This is a genomic window from Candidatus Pelagibacter sp., from assembly GCF_052048095.1.
Taxonomy (GTDB): Bacteria; Pseudomonadota; Alphaproteobacteria; order Pelagibacterales; family Pelagibacteraceae; genus Pelagibacter.
In genome coordinates, this window is record NZ_JBNAKG010000001.1 from 500240 (window position 1) to 517324 (window position 17085).

General features: G+C 30.0%; 20 protein-coding genes. 10 read left to right on the forward strand and 10 right to left on the reverse strand.

The genetic code is table 11. The features are described from left to right. Window positions 1-12 precede the first annotated feature (12 nt). The gene (locus ACTT9P_RS02620) at window positions 13-951 is read left to right on the forward strand and encodes a hypothetical protein (RefSeq protein WP_440909140.1); all 939 of its coding nucleotides are present in this window, start codon (window positions 13-15) and stop codon (window positions 949-951) included. Next, window positions 951-1724 (forward strand): hypothetical protein, encoded by a 774-nt coding sequence (locus tag ACTT9P_RS02625; protein ID WP_440909141.1) that lies wholly within the window; start codon window positions 951-953, stop codon window positions 1722-1724. The genes ACTT9P_RS02620 and ACTT9P_RS02625 overlap by 1 nt, the downstream gene beginning before the upstream one ends. On the opposite strand, the gene ACTT9P_RS02630 is transcribed toward ACTT9P_RS02625, so the two are convergent. The 7 genes from ACTT9P_RS02630 to ygfZ all read right to left on the reverse strand — a co-directional run bounded on the left by ACTT9P_RS02630 (window position 1721) and on the right by ygfZ (window position 6758). Continuing rightward, entirely contained in the window at window positions 1721-2131 is a 411-nt protein-coding gene (locus ACTT9P_RS02630) for a hypothetical protein (protein WP_440909142.1), read from the reverse strand. The genes ACTT9P_RS02625 and ACTT9P_RS02630 overlap by 4 nt on opposite strands. A 217-nt stretch (window positions 2132-2348) precedes the next feature. Beyond that, window positions 2349-2693: a hypothetical protein gene (locus ACTT9P_RS02635; protein ID WP_440909143.1), complete on the reverse strand. Its 345-nt coding sequence runs from the start codon at window positions 2691-2693 to the stop codon at window positions 2349-2351. Beyond that, window positions 2693-3889: a S1C family serine protease gene (locus ACTT9P_RS02640; RefSeq protein ID WP_440909144.1), complete on the reverse strand. Its 1197-nt coding sequence runs from the start codon at window positions 3887-3889 to the stop codon at window positions 2693-2695. The genes ACTT9P_RS02635 and ACTT9P_RS02640 overlap by 1 nt, the downstream gene beginning before the upstream one ends. Before the next feature lie 99 nt (window positions 3890-3988). Then, window positions 3989-5206, reverse strand: coding sequence for a S1C family serine protease (locus ACTT9P_RS02645; protein WP_440909145.1), 1218 nt, complete (start codon window positions 5204-5206; stop codon window positions 3989-3991). 1 nt (window position 5207) lies between these two features. After that, complete coding sequence (locus ACTT9P_RS02650) at window positions 5208-5465, reverse strand: hypothetical protein (protein ID WP_440909146.1); 258 nt, start codon at window positions 5463-5465, stop codon at window positions 5208-5210. A 46-nt stretch (window positions 5466-5511) separates the two neighbouring features. Next, window positions 5512-5736, reverse strand: coding sequence for a hypothetical protein (locus tag ACTT9P_RS02655; RefSeq protein WP_440909147.1), 225 nt, complete (start codon window positions 5734-5736; stop codon window positions 5512-5514). 131 nt (window positions 5737-5867) lie between these two features. Continuing rightward, window positions 5868-6758: a CAF17-like 4Fe-4S cluster assembly/insertion protein YgfZ gene (gene ygfZ / locus ACTT9P_RS02660; protein ID WP_440909148.1), complete on the reverse strand. Its 891-nt coding sequence runs from the start codon at window positions 6756-6758 to the stop codon at window positions 5868-5870. Between the two features lie 43 nt (window positions 6759-6801). Between ygfZ and ACTT9P_RS02665 the strand changes: the two genes are divergently transcribed. Beyond that, window positions 6802-8109: a dihydroorotase gene (locus ACTT9P_RS02665; protein ID WP_440909149.1), complete on the forward strand. Its 1308-nt coding sequence runs from the start codon at window positions 6802-6804 to the stop codon at window positions 8107-8109. On the opposite strand, the gene ACTT9P_RS02670 is transcribed toward ACTT9P_RS02665, so the two are convergent. Both ACTT9P_RS02670 and ACTT9P_RS02675 read right to left on the reverse strand, forming a co-directional pair. Then, window positions 8102-8434 carry a DMT family transporter gene (locus tag ACTT9P_RS02670; protein WP_440909150.1) on the reverse strand — a complete coding sequence of 111 codons (333 nt, stop codon included), beginning with the start codon at window positions 8432-8434 and terminating at the stop codon, window positions 8102-8104. The two genes, ACTT9P_RS02665 and ACTT9P_RS02670, sit on opposite strands and share 8 nt — an antisense overlap. Then, window positions 8427-10328: a propionyl-CoA synthetase gene (locus ACTT9P_RS02675; protein ID WP_440909151.1), complete on the reverse strand. Its 1902-nt coding sequence runs from the start codon at window positions 10326-10328 to the stop codon at window positions 8427-8429. Before ACTT9P_RS02675 ends, ACTT9P_RS02670 begins: the two co-directional genes overlap by 8 nt. A gap of 213 nt (window positions 10329-10541) precedes the next feature. On the opposite strand from ACTT9P_RS02675, the gene ACTT9P_RS02680 reads away from it, so the two are divergent. The 4 genes from ACTT9P_RS02680 (at window position 10542) to ACTT9P_RS02695 (ending at window position 13355) form a co-directional block, all read left to right on the forward strand. Then, window positions 10542-11309, forward strand: a complete 768-nt coding sequence (locus ACTT9P_RS02680; RefSeq protein ID WP_440909152.1) for a bacteriorhodopsin-like — start codon at window positions 10542-10544, stop codon at window positions 11307-11309. Between the two features lie 86 nt (window positions 11310-11395). Then, entirely contained in the window at window positions 11396-11716 is a 321-nt protein-coding gene (locus ACTT9P_RS02685) for a 2Fe-2S iron-sulfur cluster-binding protein (RefSeq protein WP_440909153.1), read from the forward strand. After that, window positions 11716-12732 (forward strand): NAD(P)/FAD-dependent oxidoreductase, encoded by a 1017-nt coding sequence (locus ACTT9P_RS02690; RefSeq protein ID WP_440909154.1) that lies wholly within the window; start codon window positions 11716-11718, stop codon window positions 12730-12732. The genes ACTT9P_RS02685 and ACTT9P_RS02690 overlap by 1 nt, the downstream gene beginning before the upstream one ends. Next, window positions 12729-13355, forward strand: a complete 627-nt coding sequence (locus tag ACTT9P_RS02695; protein WP_440909155.1) for a glutathione S-transferase family protein — start codon at window positions 12729-12731, stop codon at window positions 13353-13355. Before ACTT9P_RS02690 ends, ACTT9P_RS02695 begins: the two co-directional genes overlap by 4 nt. 2 nt (window positions 13356-13357) lie before the next feature. Here the strand turns inward: ACTT9P_RS02695 and ACTT9P_RS02700 are convergent, their stop codons facing one another. Continuing rightward, window positions 13358-13909 (reverse strand): TraR/DksA family transcriptional regulator, encoded by a 552-nt coding sequence (locus tag ACTT9P_RS02700; RefSeq protein WP_440909156.1) that lies wholly within the window; start codon window positions 13907-13909, stop codon window positions 13358-13360. An 82-nt stretch (window positions 13910-13991) separates the two neighbouring features. Here ACTT9P_RS02700 and ACTT9P_RS02705 point away from each other — a divergent pair, with 82 nt between their 5' ends. From ACTT9P_RS02705 to ACTT9P_RS02715, 3 genes are read left to right on the forward strand one after another with little or no spacing between them, the layout of a single operon-like run. After that, window positions 13992-15377: a glycosyltransferase family 39 protein gene (locus tag ACTT9P_RS02705; protein WP_440909157.1), complete on the forward strand. Its 1386-nt coding sequence runs from the start codon at window positions 13992-13994 to the stop codon at window positions 15375-15377. Beyond that, window positions 15378-16247, forward strand: coding sequence for a glycosyltransferase (locus tag ACTT9P_RS02710; RefSeq protein ID WP_440909158.1), 870 nt, complete (start codon window positions 15378-15380; stop codon window positions 16245-16247). A 9-nt stretch (window positions 16248-16256) separates the two neighbouring features. Then, entirely contained in the window at window positions 16257-17084 is an 828-nt protein-coding gene (locus ACTT9P_RS02715; RefSeq protein ID WP_440909159.1) for a heparin lyase I family protein, read from the forward strand. The last annotated feature ends 1 nt before the right edge of the window (window position 17085 follow it).

Consider the following 17085-nt stretch of genomic DNA (forward strand, 5'->3'; position numbering starts at 1 on the left):
ATGATATGTTAAATGATGAAAAGATTTATAGTTTGCTTGATTTCAAGCATTTTAATATTTAACTCATTTACCACAACTGTATTGGCAGGTAGTATAATTGAGCAAACTAAAATTCATCAAATTACTAGTTGTAAAAAGTATCTAATTTCTAATTTTGAACTATATATCGAGTGTCTTAATGAAGAAGTGTTTATTTCAAGTCATTTTGCAAATTTATCAAAAAATAAGAAGAACGACATTCAGAGCCTCTTAGCTATATCAAATATTTTACAGGAAAATGTAGAAGATGGTTTTATATCAAATAAAAAAGTTCTTACTATTTGGAATCAAATATTAGAAAGCTCTTATAAAGCCAAAATAAAAAAAAAAGAACTTCAGAAAGTTTTAGAGCAAACCACATGTATGGACACAGAAAGTTATAATCTTTTTATAAAATGTTTTGCAAATGAATTTAGAAATTTTGAAATATATCAAAAATCAGACTTATTAAATAAGAGACGTATAGAAACTATTGTAAGCAATGCTCTCAGCTTGACTAAACATAATTCTAAAGTTTATGCTTTTGCCAAGAATGAAAGTTTAAAAGGCACAACATATACTCCTGATCAAGGATTTAATTATTTTATTACTTATATGAATTATTTGGGAACCGACTATTACAAAAAAGTTAAAAGCGATGTTAATTGGAATAAAGTTATAAAGTTTATAATCATTGCAATTATAATTGCTTATTTGTCAAAAAGTTTAATGAAATCAAGTGGAGGACAATCTTCTAGTGGTTCAAGTTCTGCGTCATCATCAACAGCAAGCACTAGTTCTGGAGGATGCAGTTCAGCTCTGGTGGCAAAATGTACTTCAATTTTTCAACAAAATATTTTTAGAAATGCACCTGCTACAAGTGTATTAAAAAAACCTTGGTTTAAATATGGATTTTCGAAAGGATTTTTTTAATGAGAATTTTGTTAATACTTTTTTTCGCTTTAATAAATATAGAGGTATGGGCTGAAGATTTTAAGTGGAAGTTAAAAAAAACTGTAGAACATGAAAATTACTATGAGAATTATGGTACAGGAATTAAAAAAACAAAAATTGATGGTAAAAATAAAAAATTAAAATTTGAACTACGAGAATTTTTTCCAATAGAAACAGCTAGAAATTCAAAAGAAGAACAATGTAAAGATTTTAGAATCCAAGAAATAACTTATAAGAGTAAGATGATTGAACAAAGCTACTCCTTAAATGATTGTCTACCATGTATTGATAAAGGTGCAGGCTATATGTGTGCTTATCCATATTTTCAAGTATTCTACTTTTATGAGGATTATGGAATTTTTGATCCAACTTACGCAGCAATATCTGATAATTTAGATATCACCAATGATGGTGCAAAATTAGTTTACATATCCATAAATATTGGATCTAGAGAACAAGTAAGGTTTTCAGAATTGAAGACAGATCTTGAAAGCTTAGGAGTAGGTAAGGCACACTTGTTCAAAAGCCAAATTTTTAAATACAATACTCGGCTAAGAAAAATTGAATCCGAAAAATCAAAATTAAAAAATACTCAAAACCAAGTTTTTGAAATGGTGTTTACAAGAATTAAAGATAATACATTGAACAACATTGCTAATAAAACTAAATTAAATATTAGAGAAAAAGATTTAAAGATTTTATTTAGTGCAGAACCTTCACTGTCTATTACAAAATTTCAAACTAGGGACTAAAGTTTTTTACAATTTTCTTCTGAGATAAAAACGTTTCCGTTATTATCATCTATTAAACCGTCAGTATTTAAAGTGGTCAAATCTACAATTTCAAACGGGACACCAAAACCTAATTGCTTTGAAATTATTTTGTAAGCTTTCTCACTCCATTTATGAAGTTCGGCATCATAAGTTTTCGTGTCTAAGGAATACCATTCAGAAAGTAATTTATCATTTTCAAGTTTTACAAAATAGTTAATTCTATTCCATTCTTTATTTTTATTTATAACTACCCCTAAAACTAAACCGTGTCCCAAGTTGAATTCAGGTGGTAATGGCTTAAAATCCATAAAGATATTTAATTTTATATCATTAAATTCTTTACTAAATTTCTTTACGGTAGATGATACTAATGCATATGCATTCATTTCTTTGTCAAAAATATATGCAAAAAGTTTGTTGTTAATTTCTTTGTAAGCAAAAATTTCAGATTTTTTTTTGTCATCAAGTCTTGTGCATTTAAGTTCAAGATCTAATTCTTTACTTTTTTTTTAGCCATTACATAATCAAGACTAGTTTCTGCTAATAAAATATTAGGTAACAAAAATAATATGATTATAACAAAGGTCTTATTCATTTTAAAATCTATGATGAATAGATTGTTGATATAACACTAAAAAATAATGTTCCAAAGAATGCAAAGTAAAATTGGTCATTAAAAATTTTCTTAAATTTAGTTTTCAAACCTGTTGTTAAAATAGCACTCAACCATGGATAGCCTAAGTAGCCTATAGAGCTAGCAATTGATCTAGAACCATTAGCATCAGTAAACAATAACGCCACTGCATAAATAATACAGAATATAATTAAATTTTTTTTATTAATATATTTTTTAGAATTTTTGATTTTAGAAAATATAGCAATCCCTAAGAAACCAAAACCTATTGCTATTAAAAAACCAATTAAAACAATTAAAATTAATTCAGTCATTATTTAATATCCATAACCTTTTCAAATAATACGTCTGAATGTTTTTTCTTCTTTTTCAATTCATCAAATACTGTTTTTGTATTCATGCAAAATAACTGTAAAGTTGAAGGCCTTCCAATTTTTGCAAGTTCCTTAGTATTTTTAATATTAAATTTTTGATTAGTAATTGAAACTCCATTTGCTTTTAGGAAATTTGACAACGTAGATGATGCAACAGCAAAATTAACATTTTCAGGAATATATTCTGATTTTTCTAACATATATAATTTGTTAAGACCTGAAGATGCCACACCAACAACTTGACCATCCATATTCATAACAGGGCCACCACTATTTCCAGGTTGAATAGCAGCATCAATTTGAATTTCTGAATAATTGTTTCCTGGACCACTTAATGAGCTTACAATTCCTCTTGTTAATTTAACACTTGTGCTTAATGCATCTGCTAATGGATAACCAAATGCTATAATATCTTCTCCAAATTCTGCACCATCAGATTTAATACTTAAGTAACTTGCGCTTTTGTAATCACCTTTAATTAAACCAAGATCATTTATTTGATCTGTTTTCAAAATATTAAAATATTTTAGTTCACCATTAATCTTAGAGACAACTTTTTTACAGATACCAACTACATGGTCATTAGATACAACATGTCCTTCCGCACTAACAAAAAAACCAGTACCAGATCCAATTATATATAGCTTAGCTTTATCTTCTTTCTTTTTTCTTTCTTCCTCTTCTTGTTTTTTTTTAGCATCAGCAATACGTTTCTTTTCTTCTTCAATTTTTCTTTTTTCCTCTGCTATTTTCTTTTTTTCTTCTTCTATTTTTGTTTTATCTGCAATGGTAATATCTAAATCATTTTTTCCATAAAATTTTCGATATGATGACAATTCTTGATTATCAAATACAACTTTTTTAATTATTTCAGTATTAACTTTATGTAATTTAAAAAGTGCTTTAAGAGTATTTAGATCATTAATAGATTTGTTTATTGAATCATTCAAATATCCATAAGCAAATTCTTCAGAAGTAAGTTTTTTTGGATGATTTCGACAGGCGTACTTTCTAATTTCATATTTTGTACCCCATCCTATAAAATCGTTTTTACAAAAAACAGCACTATGACCATTGGTAGGCAATGAAAGACCTAAGCTGGTTATTGCAAATAAAAAAATTAACAAACGTTTCACAATCCAAGATTACCAAATCCTGAACGTTGACTCAATGATGCAAAAACCCAGGTACAATGGGTTTCAAACCCAAATTACTCTAAACTCTAAATAGTTAAATTAATTCTTTTTAGTGTATTTGCTAAAAAAGGCTTTTCTTGAATTTTGTTTTTTTACCATCTTTTTCAATTCTCTTCCTGTCATCCAGCATTCAATATATGTAGTTCCCTCATTTATTAACTCAGAAAGATTTGGATTAAAAAAACTAAAAGTTGATGGTGTTTCAAGTTTAATTTTATTGGCTTTAGCAAAAGTTTTTAATGTTGAATTTTTAATTCCAAAATTAAAACTCTCAACACCTGCTTGCTTACCATAAGCAGCTACTGCGACACCCACTACTTCACCATCTTCATTCATAATTGGACCACCACTGTTTCCTGAGTTCAAAGCTGCGTCTGTTTGAAATTCAGAGTAATTATCTCCATACCCTGCAAGAGCAGTAATGCTTCCTTTTGACGTTTTAATTGCAGAGCTGACGTTCTTACCAAGAGGAAAACCTGCGATGATTACGTTTTCTAACAACTCAGGATCTTCATTGGCTACCATATAATAGGTGTCTACATTTTTTTTGATTTCTAAAATTGCCAGATCATTCATCTTATCAACGGCCAAAAGATTGGCTAAGTAAGAATTATCATTGTAAAAGACTTTAATATCCTTACATCCTTCTATTACATGATGGTTAGTTACTAATTTTCCATTTTTAGAAATAAAAAAACCAGTACCCGATGATGCTGGGACAATCTCATTATCTTTTACGTTTATTCCACCATCTTCTTTCTGTTTTCTTGCTAAAAAAATATCGTTTTCCCTTGAAGCTATTTTTTTTATTTTTTCGTCCATATCTTGTTGCAATCTTTTATTAATTCTTTGAATTGTATTAAAATAATCTCTTGCAAGGCTTTCGTTACTTGGATCCATTATAGCAGAAGAGGCATACGTTTTTGCAATTCTAAACCTATTTTGATAATATGCATAAAATACGTTTGATAGATCACTAAAAGCTAAATCATGTCTTAATGCATGGTTTTCTAACTCATTATATATACAGTCAGCAATATCTATTACCTGTGAAATCCCCCCACCTTTAATACGGTTAGAAATGCAGTAATCAAATACTTTGGAGTTTAAATCTTTTTCAAAATTATTATATTTTTCTATAATTAAATTATACATTACATATTTCTCTTTGTTTACTATTCCACCTTTTTTTTCTAAGGCTGAAACTTTGTTAAATATTAATAAATTTAAGATTAAGATTACTAAAATCTTTTTCATATCATCTACATTCAAAAGTTTGTACCGCTATTCCTAAAGCGTCTTTCGTTTTAGTTGTTTTGACAGGTTCTTTATCGAATTTTTTGCAATGTTCATTTGCAGGTTCGTAAATAGAGTTTACTCCAAGGATTGTGTCATATTTGATAGTAATTGATTTAGAATTTGATTGCACAACTTCATATTTACCACCCCATCCAACTGGTGCATTTGCACAAGAAGTTAATAGGAACAAAAATAATATTAAAAATATTTTTTTCACAATCCAAGATTACCAAATCCTGAACGTTGAGTCTATGTATTGAAGATTAAGTATTTTTTTTCTTCCACGCTCTTATTTTTACCCCTAAATAAGCAAAGTTATTCTGAACTATTCTTCTCATTTCTTCATAATCACAAAAGAAATATTTCGGCATTTCCTGCGTTACTTCAAAAGCATCTTTTGCTCTAGCCTGGTGAGCTGAAAAATCATTCATTATTCTTTTTAAAACTTGCTCTGGCGTTCTAGGTTTTAAATGTGATTGTTTTGCCATTGTACCCCCTTTCTAACTCTCACTGTGTTGTGAGTGTGTTGGTTTATGGCAGACGTTTAAAAAAGTGTTGCTGTTCTAGGCCCAAAGACCATGTGCCAAGGAGTTCGAGTCTCTCTGGCCGCACCAATTCACTAAATTTTGATCCATTTAGGTAAATTTATTTCAATTGATGAGTTTTTAGTTTTAAATTTTAAATTTGATTTAAAATTATCATCTTTAAATTTAATTAATCCAAAAGGATATTTTTGGTCATTAATCAAGATTTTACCAATTTCTTTTTCATTATGAAAAATAGGCTCATCTTTTTCTATATATCCATCAATAACTTTTAAAGGCAAAAGTCTTTTTGAAAGCTTATCTTTTAATTTTATTCTAGCGGTGTTTTCTTGGCCTACATAGCAACCTTTTTTGAAATCAATTGCATTTAATTCTTCGAGATTACATTCGATACCAAATAATTTATTTTGAAGGTCATTTAGGTTCTTTGGAACAATCCCTAAATCAAAACTTTTTTCATAATATTTTTCAATATTATCATCCTTTAAACCAAGTTTTTTTAATGAAAGATAGAGTTTTTCAAGATTGATAATTAATCTTGCTCCGAGTTCAGAATTTCTCGGATCTAAAAATATTGGATCCTCTCTAAATTTAATTGTATTTCCTGGCTCTTCTTTTGCTTCATCTAAAGATAGAAACTTATTTTTATCAAATGAAACAACAACAAACTCGTTACTAAGATTTAAGATATCTATTTTAGATCTTATTTTATAGATATTTAACTGTTTGAATAAATTTTCAGCCTGAGATTTTTCACAGTCTAGAAAGTAACCAAGTTTATGTTTTATAACAAAAAACTCATATAAAAATTTTCCTTGAGGCGTAAGCAAAGATGCAAAACTGCTTTTGTTTTCTGTAATTTTATTAATGTCATTGGTAATTAGATTTTGAAGAAAGCTTTGAGCATCTTCTCCACTTATATAAAGTAATGCTCGGTCCTCTAAAATGTAAACACTATTATTCATATTTGATTGATTGACAGAAATAATATAATTACTTTTCCTAGAAATGTTAGACCTAATAATAAGAAATGGTAAATGCTATATTGATGGCAAATTAGAAACTAAAGATATTGCCGTTAAAGATGGTAAAATTTTTAAGATCGGTGAAATCAACGAAGAAGCAAAAGAAATCTATGACGCTAAAAATCAAACAGTCTTACCAGGCTGTATAGATACTCAAACGCATTTTAGAGAACCAGGCTCAACAGATACTGAAGATCTGCACTCTGGGAGCAGAGCAGCTATAGTAGGTGGAATTACTGCTGTGTTTGAAATGCCAAATACAAACCCGCCAACTTCAAATAAAAGAGAATTTCAAAGAAAGTTAGATCTCGCAAAAAATAGAATGTATTGCAACTATGCTTTTTATTTTGGTGCAACAGCTGATAACGCAGATGAGCTTGCAGATTTAAAAAATCTTGAAGGTTGTTGTGGTATTAAACTTTTTGCTGGATCATCAACGGGCAATCTTTTGGTAGCTGAAGAAAAAGATATTGAGACTGTATTTAAAAATAGTTCAAAAGTAGTTTCTGTTCATTCAGAAGATGAGGAAATATTAATTAGAAATAAAAAATTAATTAAGCAAGGTGATGTTCATACACATCCTGTCTGGAGAAGTGATGAATGTGCAATTTCATCAACAAGACGAATTGTAAGAATTGCCGAACGTTATAAAAAGAAAGCACATATACTTCACGTTACAACCAAACAAGAAGTAGATTTTTTATCTCAACACAAAGGTAATATTACTTTTGAAATTACCCCACAGCATTTAACAATTTACGCACCAGATTGTTACAATAAACTTGGAACGTATGCACAGATGAATCCACCCTTAAGAGACAAATCTCATTATGATAGATTATGGTATGCTGTTAAAAATAATTTGAATGATACTATTGGTTCAGATCATGCGCCTCATTTAAAAGTAAATAAAGACAAAGAATATCCCAACTCACCATCTGGAATGCCAGGTGTTCAAACTTTAATGCCAATAATGTTAAATCATATTAATGAAGGAAGATTGTCTTTGGAGCAATTAATTAATCTAGTTTGTGAAAACCCAGTTAAAATTTTTGGAATTAAAAATAAAGGTTTTATTAAGGAAGGTTATGATGCTGACTTTACCGTAATTGATATGAATAAGATTATAAAAATAGAAAATAAAAAAATTGAAAGTAAATGTGGATGGTCTCCTTTTGATGGTGATGAATTCAAAGGTACTCCAGTTGCAACTATAATTGCCGGAAACATTAAAATGAAAAATGGTGAAATCATTGGAGAACCAGATGGAACTCCTCTGCAATTTAATTAAGCTTTACCGCAAAACTATTTACTAAAATAACTCCTATAACAATTAAAAACAAACCAGCTATTGCTTGCCAAGCTAAAGTTTGTTTAAAAAAGAAATAACCTAAAATAGCTATGGTAAACACACCAAGACCACTCCATGTAGCATAAACAATCGCTATTGGGATCTTGTCCATTACAAAAGTCATCAAATAAAATGAAGTTAGATAAAATAATGCTAAACAAAATGTAGGTATTATTTTTGTAAAGTTATTTGAAACAGGCAACAACATTGTACCGGCTACTTCACAAAAAATAGCGACCAACAATATAGCGTAGGTTTTAACCATTATTTAAGATTTTATTATCTATCAGATCTTGTTTTATCTCATCAAGTATTGCTGGATCATCAATAGTAGGCGGCATTTTATATTCTACATTGTCAGCAATTTTTCTTATTGTTCCTCTTAATATCTTACCAGATCTTGTTTTTGGTAATCTTTTAATAACTATAGCAACTTTAAATGCTGCTACTGGTCCAATTTTATCTCTTACCATTTTGATACATTCTTTTGAAATAGTCTCATTATCTTTATCTACACCCGCTTTTAAAACTAATAATCCAATGGGTAATTGGCCTTTTAATTTATCCGCAATTCCAAGCACAGCACACTCAGCCACTGATTGATGTTCTGATAATACTTCCTCAATGGCACCAGTTGATAGCCTGTGACCAGCTACGTTAATAATGTCATCAGTTCTGGACATAATCCAGATATAACCTTCATCATCAATATGACCAGCATCATAAGTTTGATAGTAACCAGGATAATTACTCATGTAATTTTCCTCATATCTTTTATCGGCGTTCCACAGAGTTGGGAATGTTCCAGGTGGCAATGGAAGTTTAACTACAATATCTCCCATTTCATTTGGTTTAGCCAAAGTTAGATCTGATTTAATTATTTGAACATCATAACCAGGGACAGCTTTACAAGCAGAACCATATTTTGTTTTCATCATCTCAATTCCAGTACAATTTGAACTTATTGCCCAACTTGTTTCAGTCTGCCACCAATGGTCTATTACCGGAACTTTTAATAAATTCTCTGCCCATTTAATTGTATCAGGATCAGCTCTTTCACCAGCAAGAAATAAACTTTCGAAACTATCTAAATTATATTTTGAAAAAAATTTTCCTTCAGGATCTTCTTTTTTAATAGCTCTAAAAGCTGTTGGTGCTGTAAAAAGAGATTTAACATTATACTCAGAAATAATTCTCCAAAAAGTTCCTGCATCAGGAGTGCCTACAGGTTTACCTTCAAATAAAATTGTTGTGCAACCTTTAAATAAAGGTGCATACACAATATACGAGTGACCAACAATCCACCCAATATCACTTGCAGACCACCATATGTCGTCAGCATCAATGTTGTAAATATTTTTCATAGTCCATTTCAGTGCAACTATGTGGCCACCTACATCCCTTACGATCCCTTTAGGAGTGCCAGTTGTTCCTGAAGTATAAAGAATGTAAGCATAGTCATTAGAGTTTATTTCAACACAATCATGATCATTTGCATCAGACAGAGCTTCGTCCCAACTAATTTCCATTGGCTCATTTAATTTTACTTCGTTACCATCCCTTTGAAATAAAATCATCTTACTTATCTTGTGACTTGCTTGTTTAATTGCTTCGTCTACTAAAGGTTTGTACTCAACTGTTCGACCAGGCTCAAAACCACATGAAGCTGTCACTAAAAGTTTAGCCTTACTGTCATCAATCCTGCTTGCAAGCTCATTAGAGGCAAAACCACCGAAGACAACTGAATGAATTGCTCCAATCCTAGCACAAGCTAGCATTGCTATTACCGCCTCAGGGATCATAGGCATGTATATGATCACTCTGTCACCTTTTTTGACACCTTGATTGACTAGTGCACCTGCAAATTTTGAAACTTTTGATCTTAATTCTTCATAAGTGAACTTACTTTTGTTGCCAGTAATTGGACTATCGTAAATTAATGCTGTTTTGTTGCCCTTGCCTTGATCAATGTGAATGTCTAAGGCGTTATAACAAGTATTTGTAACCCCATCTTCGAACCATTTATAGAAAGGTGGATTAGATTTATTTAAAATTTTTGTTGGTTTTTTAAACCAAAAGATGTCATCAGCCGCTTCTTTCCAAAAATTTTCCGGTTCTTTGATTGATTTTTCATAAATTTTATTAAATTTATCTGACATATTAAATTTGATTCGAATTTGTGTATTTTTAAGGTTTTTAACTTTAAAATTGTATTTAAATTTAAAAAATAAGTAAAATCAACGAAAATTAATCAAATTAATCCTTCTATAATCTGTTTTAATTTGCTATTTAACCCCAACTTTTGCTTAGGGTTACCTAAGCTTAGTTTATATAAACTAATAAATAAAAACTAACGAAAGAGGGAGTTTTTTATGAATAAACTTAAATTGTTTGCTCTTACAGCTGTTGCTCTTATGGGTGTTACAGGTGTAGCAAACGCAGAAACTGTCATGTTAGCACAGGATGATTTCGTAGGAATTTCATTTTGGCTAGTGTCTATGGCATGTTTAGCTTCTACTGTATTCTTTTTCCTAGAAAGAAGTTCAGTACCGGCTGGATGGAGAGTTTCTATGACAGTTGCTGGTCTAGTAACTGGTATTGCATTCGTACACTACATGTACATGAGAGATGTATGGATCATGACTGGTGACTCACCAACTGTATACAGATACATTGACTGGTTAATTACAGTACCTTTATTGATGCTTGAGTTCTACTTTGTATTATCAGCAGTAAATAAAGCAGATTCAGGAATTTTCTGGAGACTGATGATTGGTACATTAGTAATGCTAGTAGGTGGATACTTAGGAGAAGCTGGATACATCAACGCTACACTTGGTTTCATTATCGGTATGGCTGGTTGGGTATACATCTTATATGAAGTATTCTCAGGTGAAGCAGGTAAAAGAGCTGCTAAGAGTGGAAACAAGGCACTTGTTACTGCTTTTGGTGCGATGAGAATGATCGTTACTGTAGGTTGGGCGATCTACCCATTAGGTTACATTTTTGGTTACCTAACAGGTGGTGTAGATGCTAACTCACTAAACGTGATTTACAACGCAGCTGACTTCTTGAATAAGATCGCTTTCGGTCTAATCATTTGGGCAGCAGCTATGCAACAACCTGGTAGAGCTAAGTAATAAGTTTTACTAAGTTAAATTTTTAAGATAGGGCAGGTATGTAACCACATACTTGCCCTATTTTTTTTTAATACTATATTCTAGACATGACTAAGATAAATTATATCACGCACGACAATCAAACTCATTCAATTGATGTCCAAAACGGACTGACAGTGATGGAGGGTGCGGTGCAAAATGATATTCCAGGAATTGATGCTGACTGCGGTGGTGGAATGGCATGTGCAACCTGCCATGTGTATGTAAAAGAAGAATGGTTAGACAAGCTACCTGCAAAAGAAGATGGTGAAGAGGATATGCTTGATATGGCTTTTGAGCCAAAACAAAATAGTAGACTAAGTTGTCAATTAATTGTGTCAGATGAATTAGAAGGTTTGACAGTAAATATTCCATCAAAGCAAGGATAATGATCAAAACAGATGTATTAATTATTGGCGCTGGTCCAACAGGTTTGTTTTGTGCTCATCAATTAGGTTTGATCGGATTGAAGTGTGAAATAGTTGATAACCTTGATAAGGTTGGTGGTCAGTGTATTGAGCTTTATCCTGATAAACCAATTTATGATATTCCAGCCGTTCCAGAATGTACGGGTGAAGAATTAACAAACAATTTAATTAAACAGATAGAACCGTTTAACGTCAAATTTCATTTAAACGATAGAGTTGAAGAAGTTAAAAAAAATGGAAACATTTGGAATGTAAAAACAAGTAATCAAAAGGAATTTGAAGTTGCATCAATTGTAATTGCAGGTGGTGTTGGTTCATTTGAACCAAGGAAATTTCCTACAAAAGATATAGAGAAGTTTGAAGGTAAAAATTTATTTTACTCAATAAAAGATAAATCAATATTTAAAGGAAAAAATATATCTATATTTGGTGGGGGAGACTCAGCTTTAGATTGGGCGATGGAGTTATCAAATGAAAGTAATGTGAATTTAATTCATAGAAGAGATGGATTTAGCGGTGCAGAAGCAAGTGTACAAAAAGTTAAAGATCTTGCGAGTTCAGGAAAAATAAATCTTTATACTAAATATCAATTAGACTCTATTCAAGGTAATGGCTCAATAGAAAATATAAAAATTAAACATGATGAAGGTGAGATTAAAGAATTAAAATCTGATTATGTGTTAGGTTTTTTTGGTTTAATTATGCAGTTAGGACCAATTTTAGAGTGGGATTTAAATATTAATAAAAAAACAATTGAAGTTAACACAGAAAACTTTGAAACGAATAAAGAAGGAATATTTGCGATAGGAGATATTTGTTCTTATCCAGGTAAACTAAAACTTATATTGTCAGGTTTTCATGAAGGTGCACTTGCAGCAAGAGGTTGCTTTAAATATGCAAGACCAGATGAAAAATTAAGATTTGAATTCACAACTACTTCTAAAGCAGCACAAGAAAGACTTGGTGTAAAAAAGTGATTGAGCTTCTAACAGCCAATACTCCTAACGGGAAAAAGATTAGCATTATGTTAGAGGAAATTGGTTATGATTACAAAGTTACTTTTATTGATATTGGTAATGATGATCAATTCAAACCTGAATTTAAAAAAATAAGTCCGTTCAGTAAAATACCTGTGATTAAAGATGCTAAAAACAATCAAACTATTTTTGAGTCTGGGGCAATATTAATTTATTTAGGTGAACAAAGTGGAAAATATTATAACGAAAAAGATAGAACAGAAATTAATCAATGGTTAATGGCTCAAATGGGTTATGTGGGTCCTATGCTCGGACAGCATCATCAATTTCATCATTATAATCCTGGCAAAAGTGAATTTGGTGAACAACGTTATTTTAAAATATCTAAAAGAATTTATGAGGAGTTGGATACAAGATTAGAACAATCAAAGTTTTTAGCAGGAGAGAATTATACCATCGCAGACATTGCAACCTTCCCTTGGATTGCAAGACATGAGTGGCATGATATTGGACTAAAAAAATATAAGAACTTATCTAGATGGTATTCCGAAATAGCTTCAAGACCAGCAGTAATTAAAGGTTTTGATTTAATGAAAAATGGCGAAGAAGTTCCTAAAATTTAGACTTAGTCGTCTGCGTGAACTTTTTCTTCTTTTTCGTGTTTCTCTTGAGCAGCAATTGTATATTTAGCAACTGGTCTAGCCATTAATCTTTTTAGACCAATTGGATCAGCTGTATCTAGACAGAAACCATAAGTTCCATCTTTAATTCTCATTAAAGCTTTATCAATTTCTGAAATTAATTTTATTTGTCTATTAATTGCTTTCATTTCCACATTTTTATCTAAATATGAATTTGCTTGATCGACAATATCAGCAGATATACTATTATCATCCATACTTCCGTTGTATAGAGCTTGGTTATTAGCTTTAACTAAATCCTTTCTCCATTCTGTTAATCTCATTCTAAAAAATACCAAATGTTTTTCACACATATACTTTTCAGTATCTTTTGGTTCATAAGTTTTTGAGATTTTAACTGGCCCTTTTGGTGCAACTATCTTTTTAGGTGCAGCTTTAGGTTTAGGAGAAGCTTTTGGTTTAGCAGAAACTTTAGTTTTTGGTTTTACTTTAGTTTTTGTAACTTTTTTCTTTTTTGTTTTAGTTGCTTTAGGCATTCTGTAAATTTTGAATTGTGGGAGTATATTCAGCAGATTATTAGTGTCAAGAAAGACTAATTATTGTAAAAAAAGCTAGTTAATGACCAGATACTACAAAAATATAGATAAATTATTTTATATATTTTTATTTTTCCACTTGTTGTTGTGGACCATTATACCATCAGTAACTAACATAAACTTACCTTTAGATACAATCGAGGCATTAGCATGGAGTAGTAATTTAGATTGGGGATTTAACAAGCATCCACCAATGAGTGCCTTTTTTCCAGAAGTCTTTTATAGAATTTTTGGTCCAAATGATTGGTCGTATTATTTATTAAGTCAGATATTTGTAATTATAGCTTTTTATTTTGTTTATAAATTCTCTATTGAAATCTTTAAGAATAAACCATTAAGTTTAATTTCTGTTTTGTTATTAGAGTCCATTTATTTCTATAATTTCACAACACCTGAATTTAATGTCAATGTTTGCCAATTACCGTTTTGGTCTTTAGTTGTTTATTATTCTTGGAAAATTTACACTAATAAAATTATCACTTTTAAAGATTGTGTTTTATTAGGTCTTTTTTCAGTATTAGGTTTTTTATCTAAATACCTTTTTGTTTATTTATTATTTTCAATAAGTTTATTTTTTTTATTTATTATATTTTTAAAAAAAGAAAAAAAATTTGATTTTAAATATGTCATTATTTTAGAGGTATTTTTTGTTTTATTAGTTCCGCATTTTATTTGGTTAACTGAAAATAACTACATTACGATTACTTATGGATTAGCAAGAACAGGAATGGAAGAAAAACAATTATTGGATCATATTAAGTATCCATTATCTTTTTTGTTAAAGCAATTTGGAATTTTAATTCCATTTTTCTTACTGATTTACTCACTAGTAAATAAATTTAAGTTCAAATTTGACAAAAAAAACAAGAAGTTGATTTTTCTTATTTTTGTAACATTGCTTCCTATTGCTTTGATGTTTTTAACTTCTTTAATTTCAGGGTCTAAAATTAGAACAATGTGGATGACACCTTTTTACTTATTTTTTGGAGTTCTATTTATTGAACTGTTTAAAAATAAAATAAACTTAAAAAAATTGAATAAATTTTTTACAATATTTTTTATATTATTTTTCCTATCTCCATCATTGTATGGATACATATCAATTACTAAAGATAATAAGCGAACAGATTATCCTGGTAAAGAAATAGCAAAAAAAGTTGAAAAAAAATGGAAAATGAATTTTTCTAATGAAATAAATTACGTGATTGGCGATGAATGGAATGCAGGCAATCTTTCATATCATTTAAAATCAAGACCAATTTGGTATGAAAGTATAAAAAATGAGAATGAATTAAGACAAAATGGTGGAATTATTTATGTCTCTGGAAACGCTGAGTTTAAAGGAAAATGTTCAGGTAAATTAGAAAAGATTAATACGCAAATTTTCTGTATGGTGGGTGCTCAATAAATGAAGATAAAGATTTTAATCCCCGTTTATAACGATTGGCAATCAGTGTTTAAATTGGTTGATGAGATAGATAGTTTATCAATTAGTTCAGAATATGAATTATCGATTGTAATTGTAAATGATGCCTCAAACCATGATCGTGATGAAACAGTTAAAGAATATAACAATTTAAAATCAGTTAAAATTTTAAATATGAAAATAAACCAAGGCCACGCAAGATGTATTGCAACCGGTTTAAAATACATCAATGAAAAAGAAGATTTTGATTACATTATTCCAATGGATGGTGACGGTGAAGATAGACCAGAAGAAATTTTGCAATTTATTGAAAATATAAATAATTCAAATAACAAGCCAATAGTTGGTGAGAGAGTAAAAAGATCTGAAAGTATTTTATTTCAAATTTGCTATAAAATTCATAAATTGATCACTTTAGTTTTTACAGGACACACTATCAAATATGGTAATTTTACCTGTCTTCCAAAAGATACCGTAGAAAAGATGACAAAAGAAAAAGCAACTTGGAATAGTTTTTCTGGAGCATTAAAGAAAATAGAAAAAGATTTAATCAAGGTACCTTCTGTTAGAGGTAGTAGATATTTTGGACCATCAAAAATGAGTTTTAAAAATTTGATAACTCATTCTTTATCAATAATTAGCGTATTTAGAAAAACTGTTTTATTTAGGTCAGCTTTATTTATTGTGTTTTATATTCTTTTAATAAAAAGTAATGCATCAATAATTACTCTGATTCCCTTTGTTTTGTTATTGATAATGATTTATTCAATTTCAAGTTTATCTCTTAGAGAGAATATTGATGAATATAATAATTCATTGAAAAATATTGAGGATATAATTAATCTTAAGTAAAATTGTTCAGTGAAAATAATATTTTTTGTTTTTCTTTTATTTTTATTTCTAAATCCCACTTATTCATTAAACAAAGTTGTTGCTAAAGAAATCACAAATATTCAATGGAAAAAAAGTGTAGCTAAAGGCAAAAAACTTTTTAATTTTAGAGAAACTGTCACTTCGCCAGCTTTGGGTAAAAAAGCATGGAAAATAACTTTGTTACCAAAAGACTGTGGAAGAGATAATGATGGAAACTATTCTGATTGTAAAAATAATGGTAAAGACGCAGTTGTAGGACATGGGGGAGGCGATAGGGCTAGAAGCGAATATTCTTCCTCATCTAAAATGTTTACTGGTGAGAAATGGATGTCAGTAAGTATTTTTATACCTCAAGATTTTAAATCAGTTGAGCCTGTTAGTACTTCACTTTTTCAGATTTATGAATGGGGGAAAACTAATCAACAAAGGCACCCAAGAATGATGCTTAGAGTCAAAAGAGGCAATTTAGAACCAAGATATTTTGCTGTTAACGGAATGGATTCTCCCGGGTGGGTAAAGAAAGACCTTAAAATCGATGATATGAGAGGGAAGTGGACCACAATTATATTTCACGCAAACATGACTAAAGATCCTTTAAAAGGTTTTGTTAAAATGTATGTAAATGGTGAGCTTTATAACGATTATGAGGGAAGAACTGGTTATGGAGGTAAATTTTATAATAAGTTTGGCATTTATCATAGTTGGATTAGCAGGTGGACAGAAGTTTATGGAGAGTATCCAACACAGGTTGTCTACTATGACAATTTATTCAGAACTAATAGTAAAAAAAAATTACTTAAATTAATTCAAAATTAGT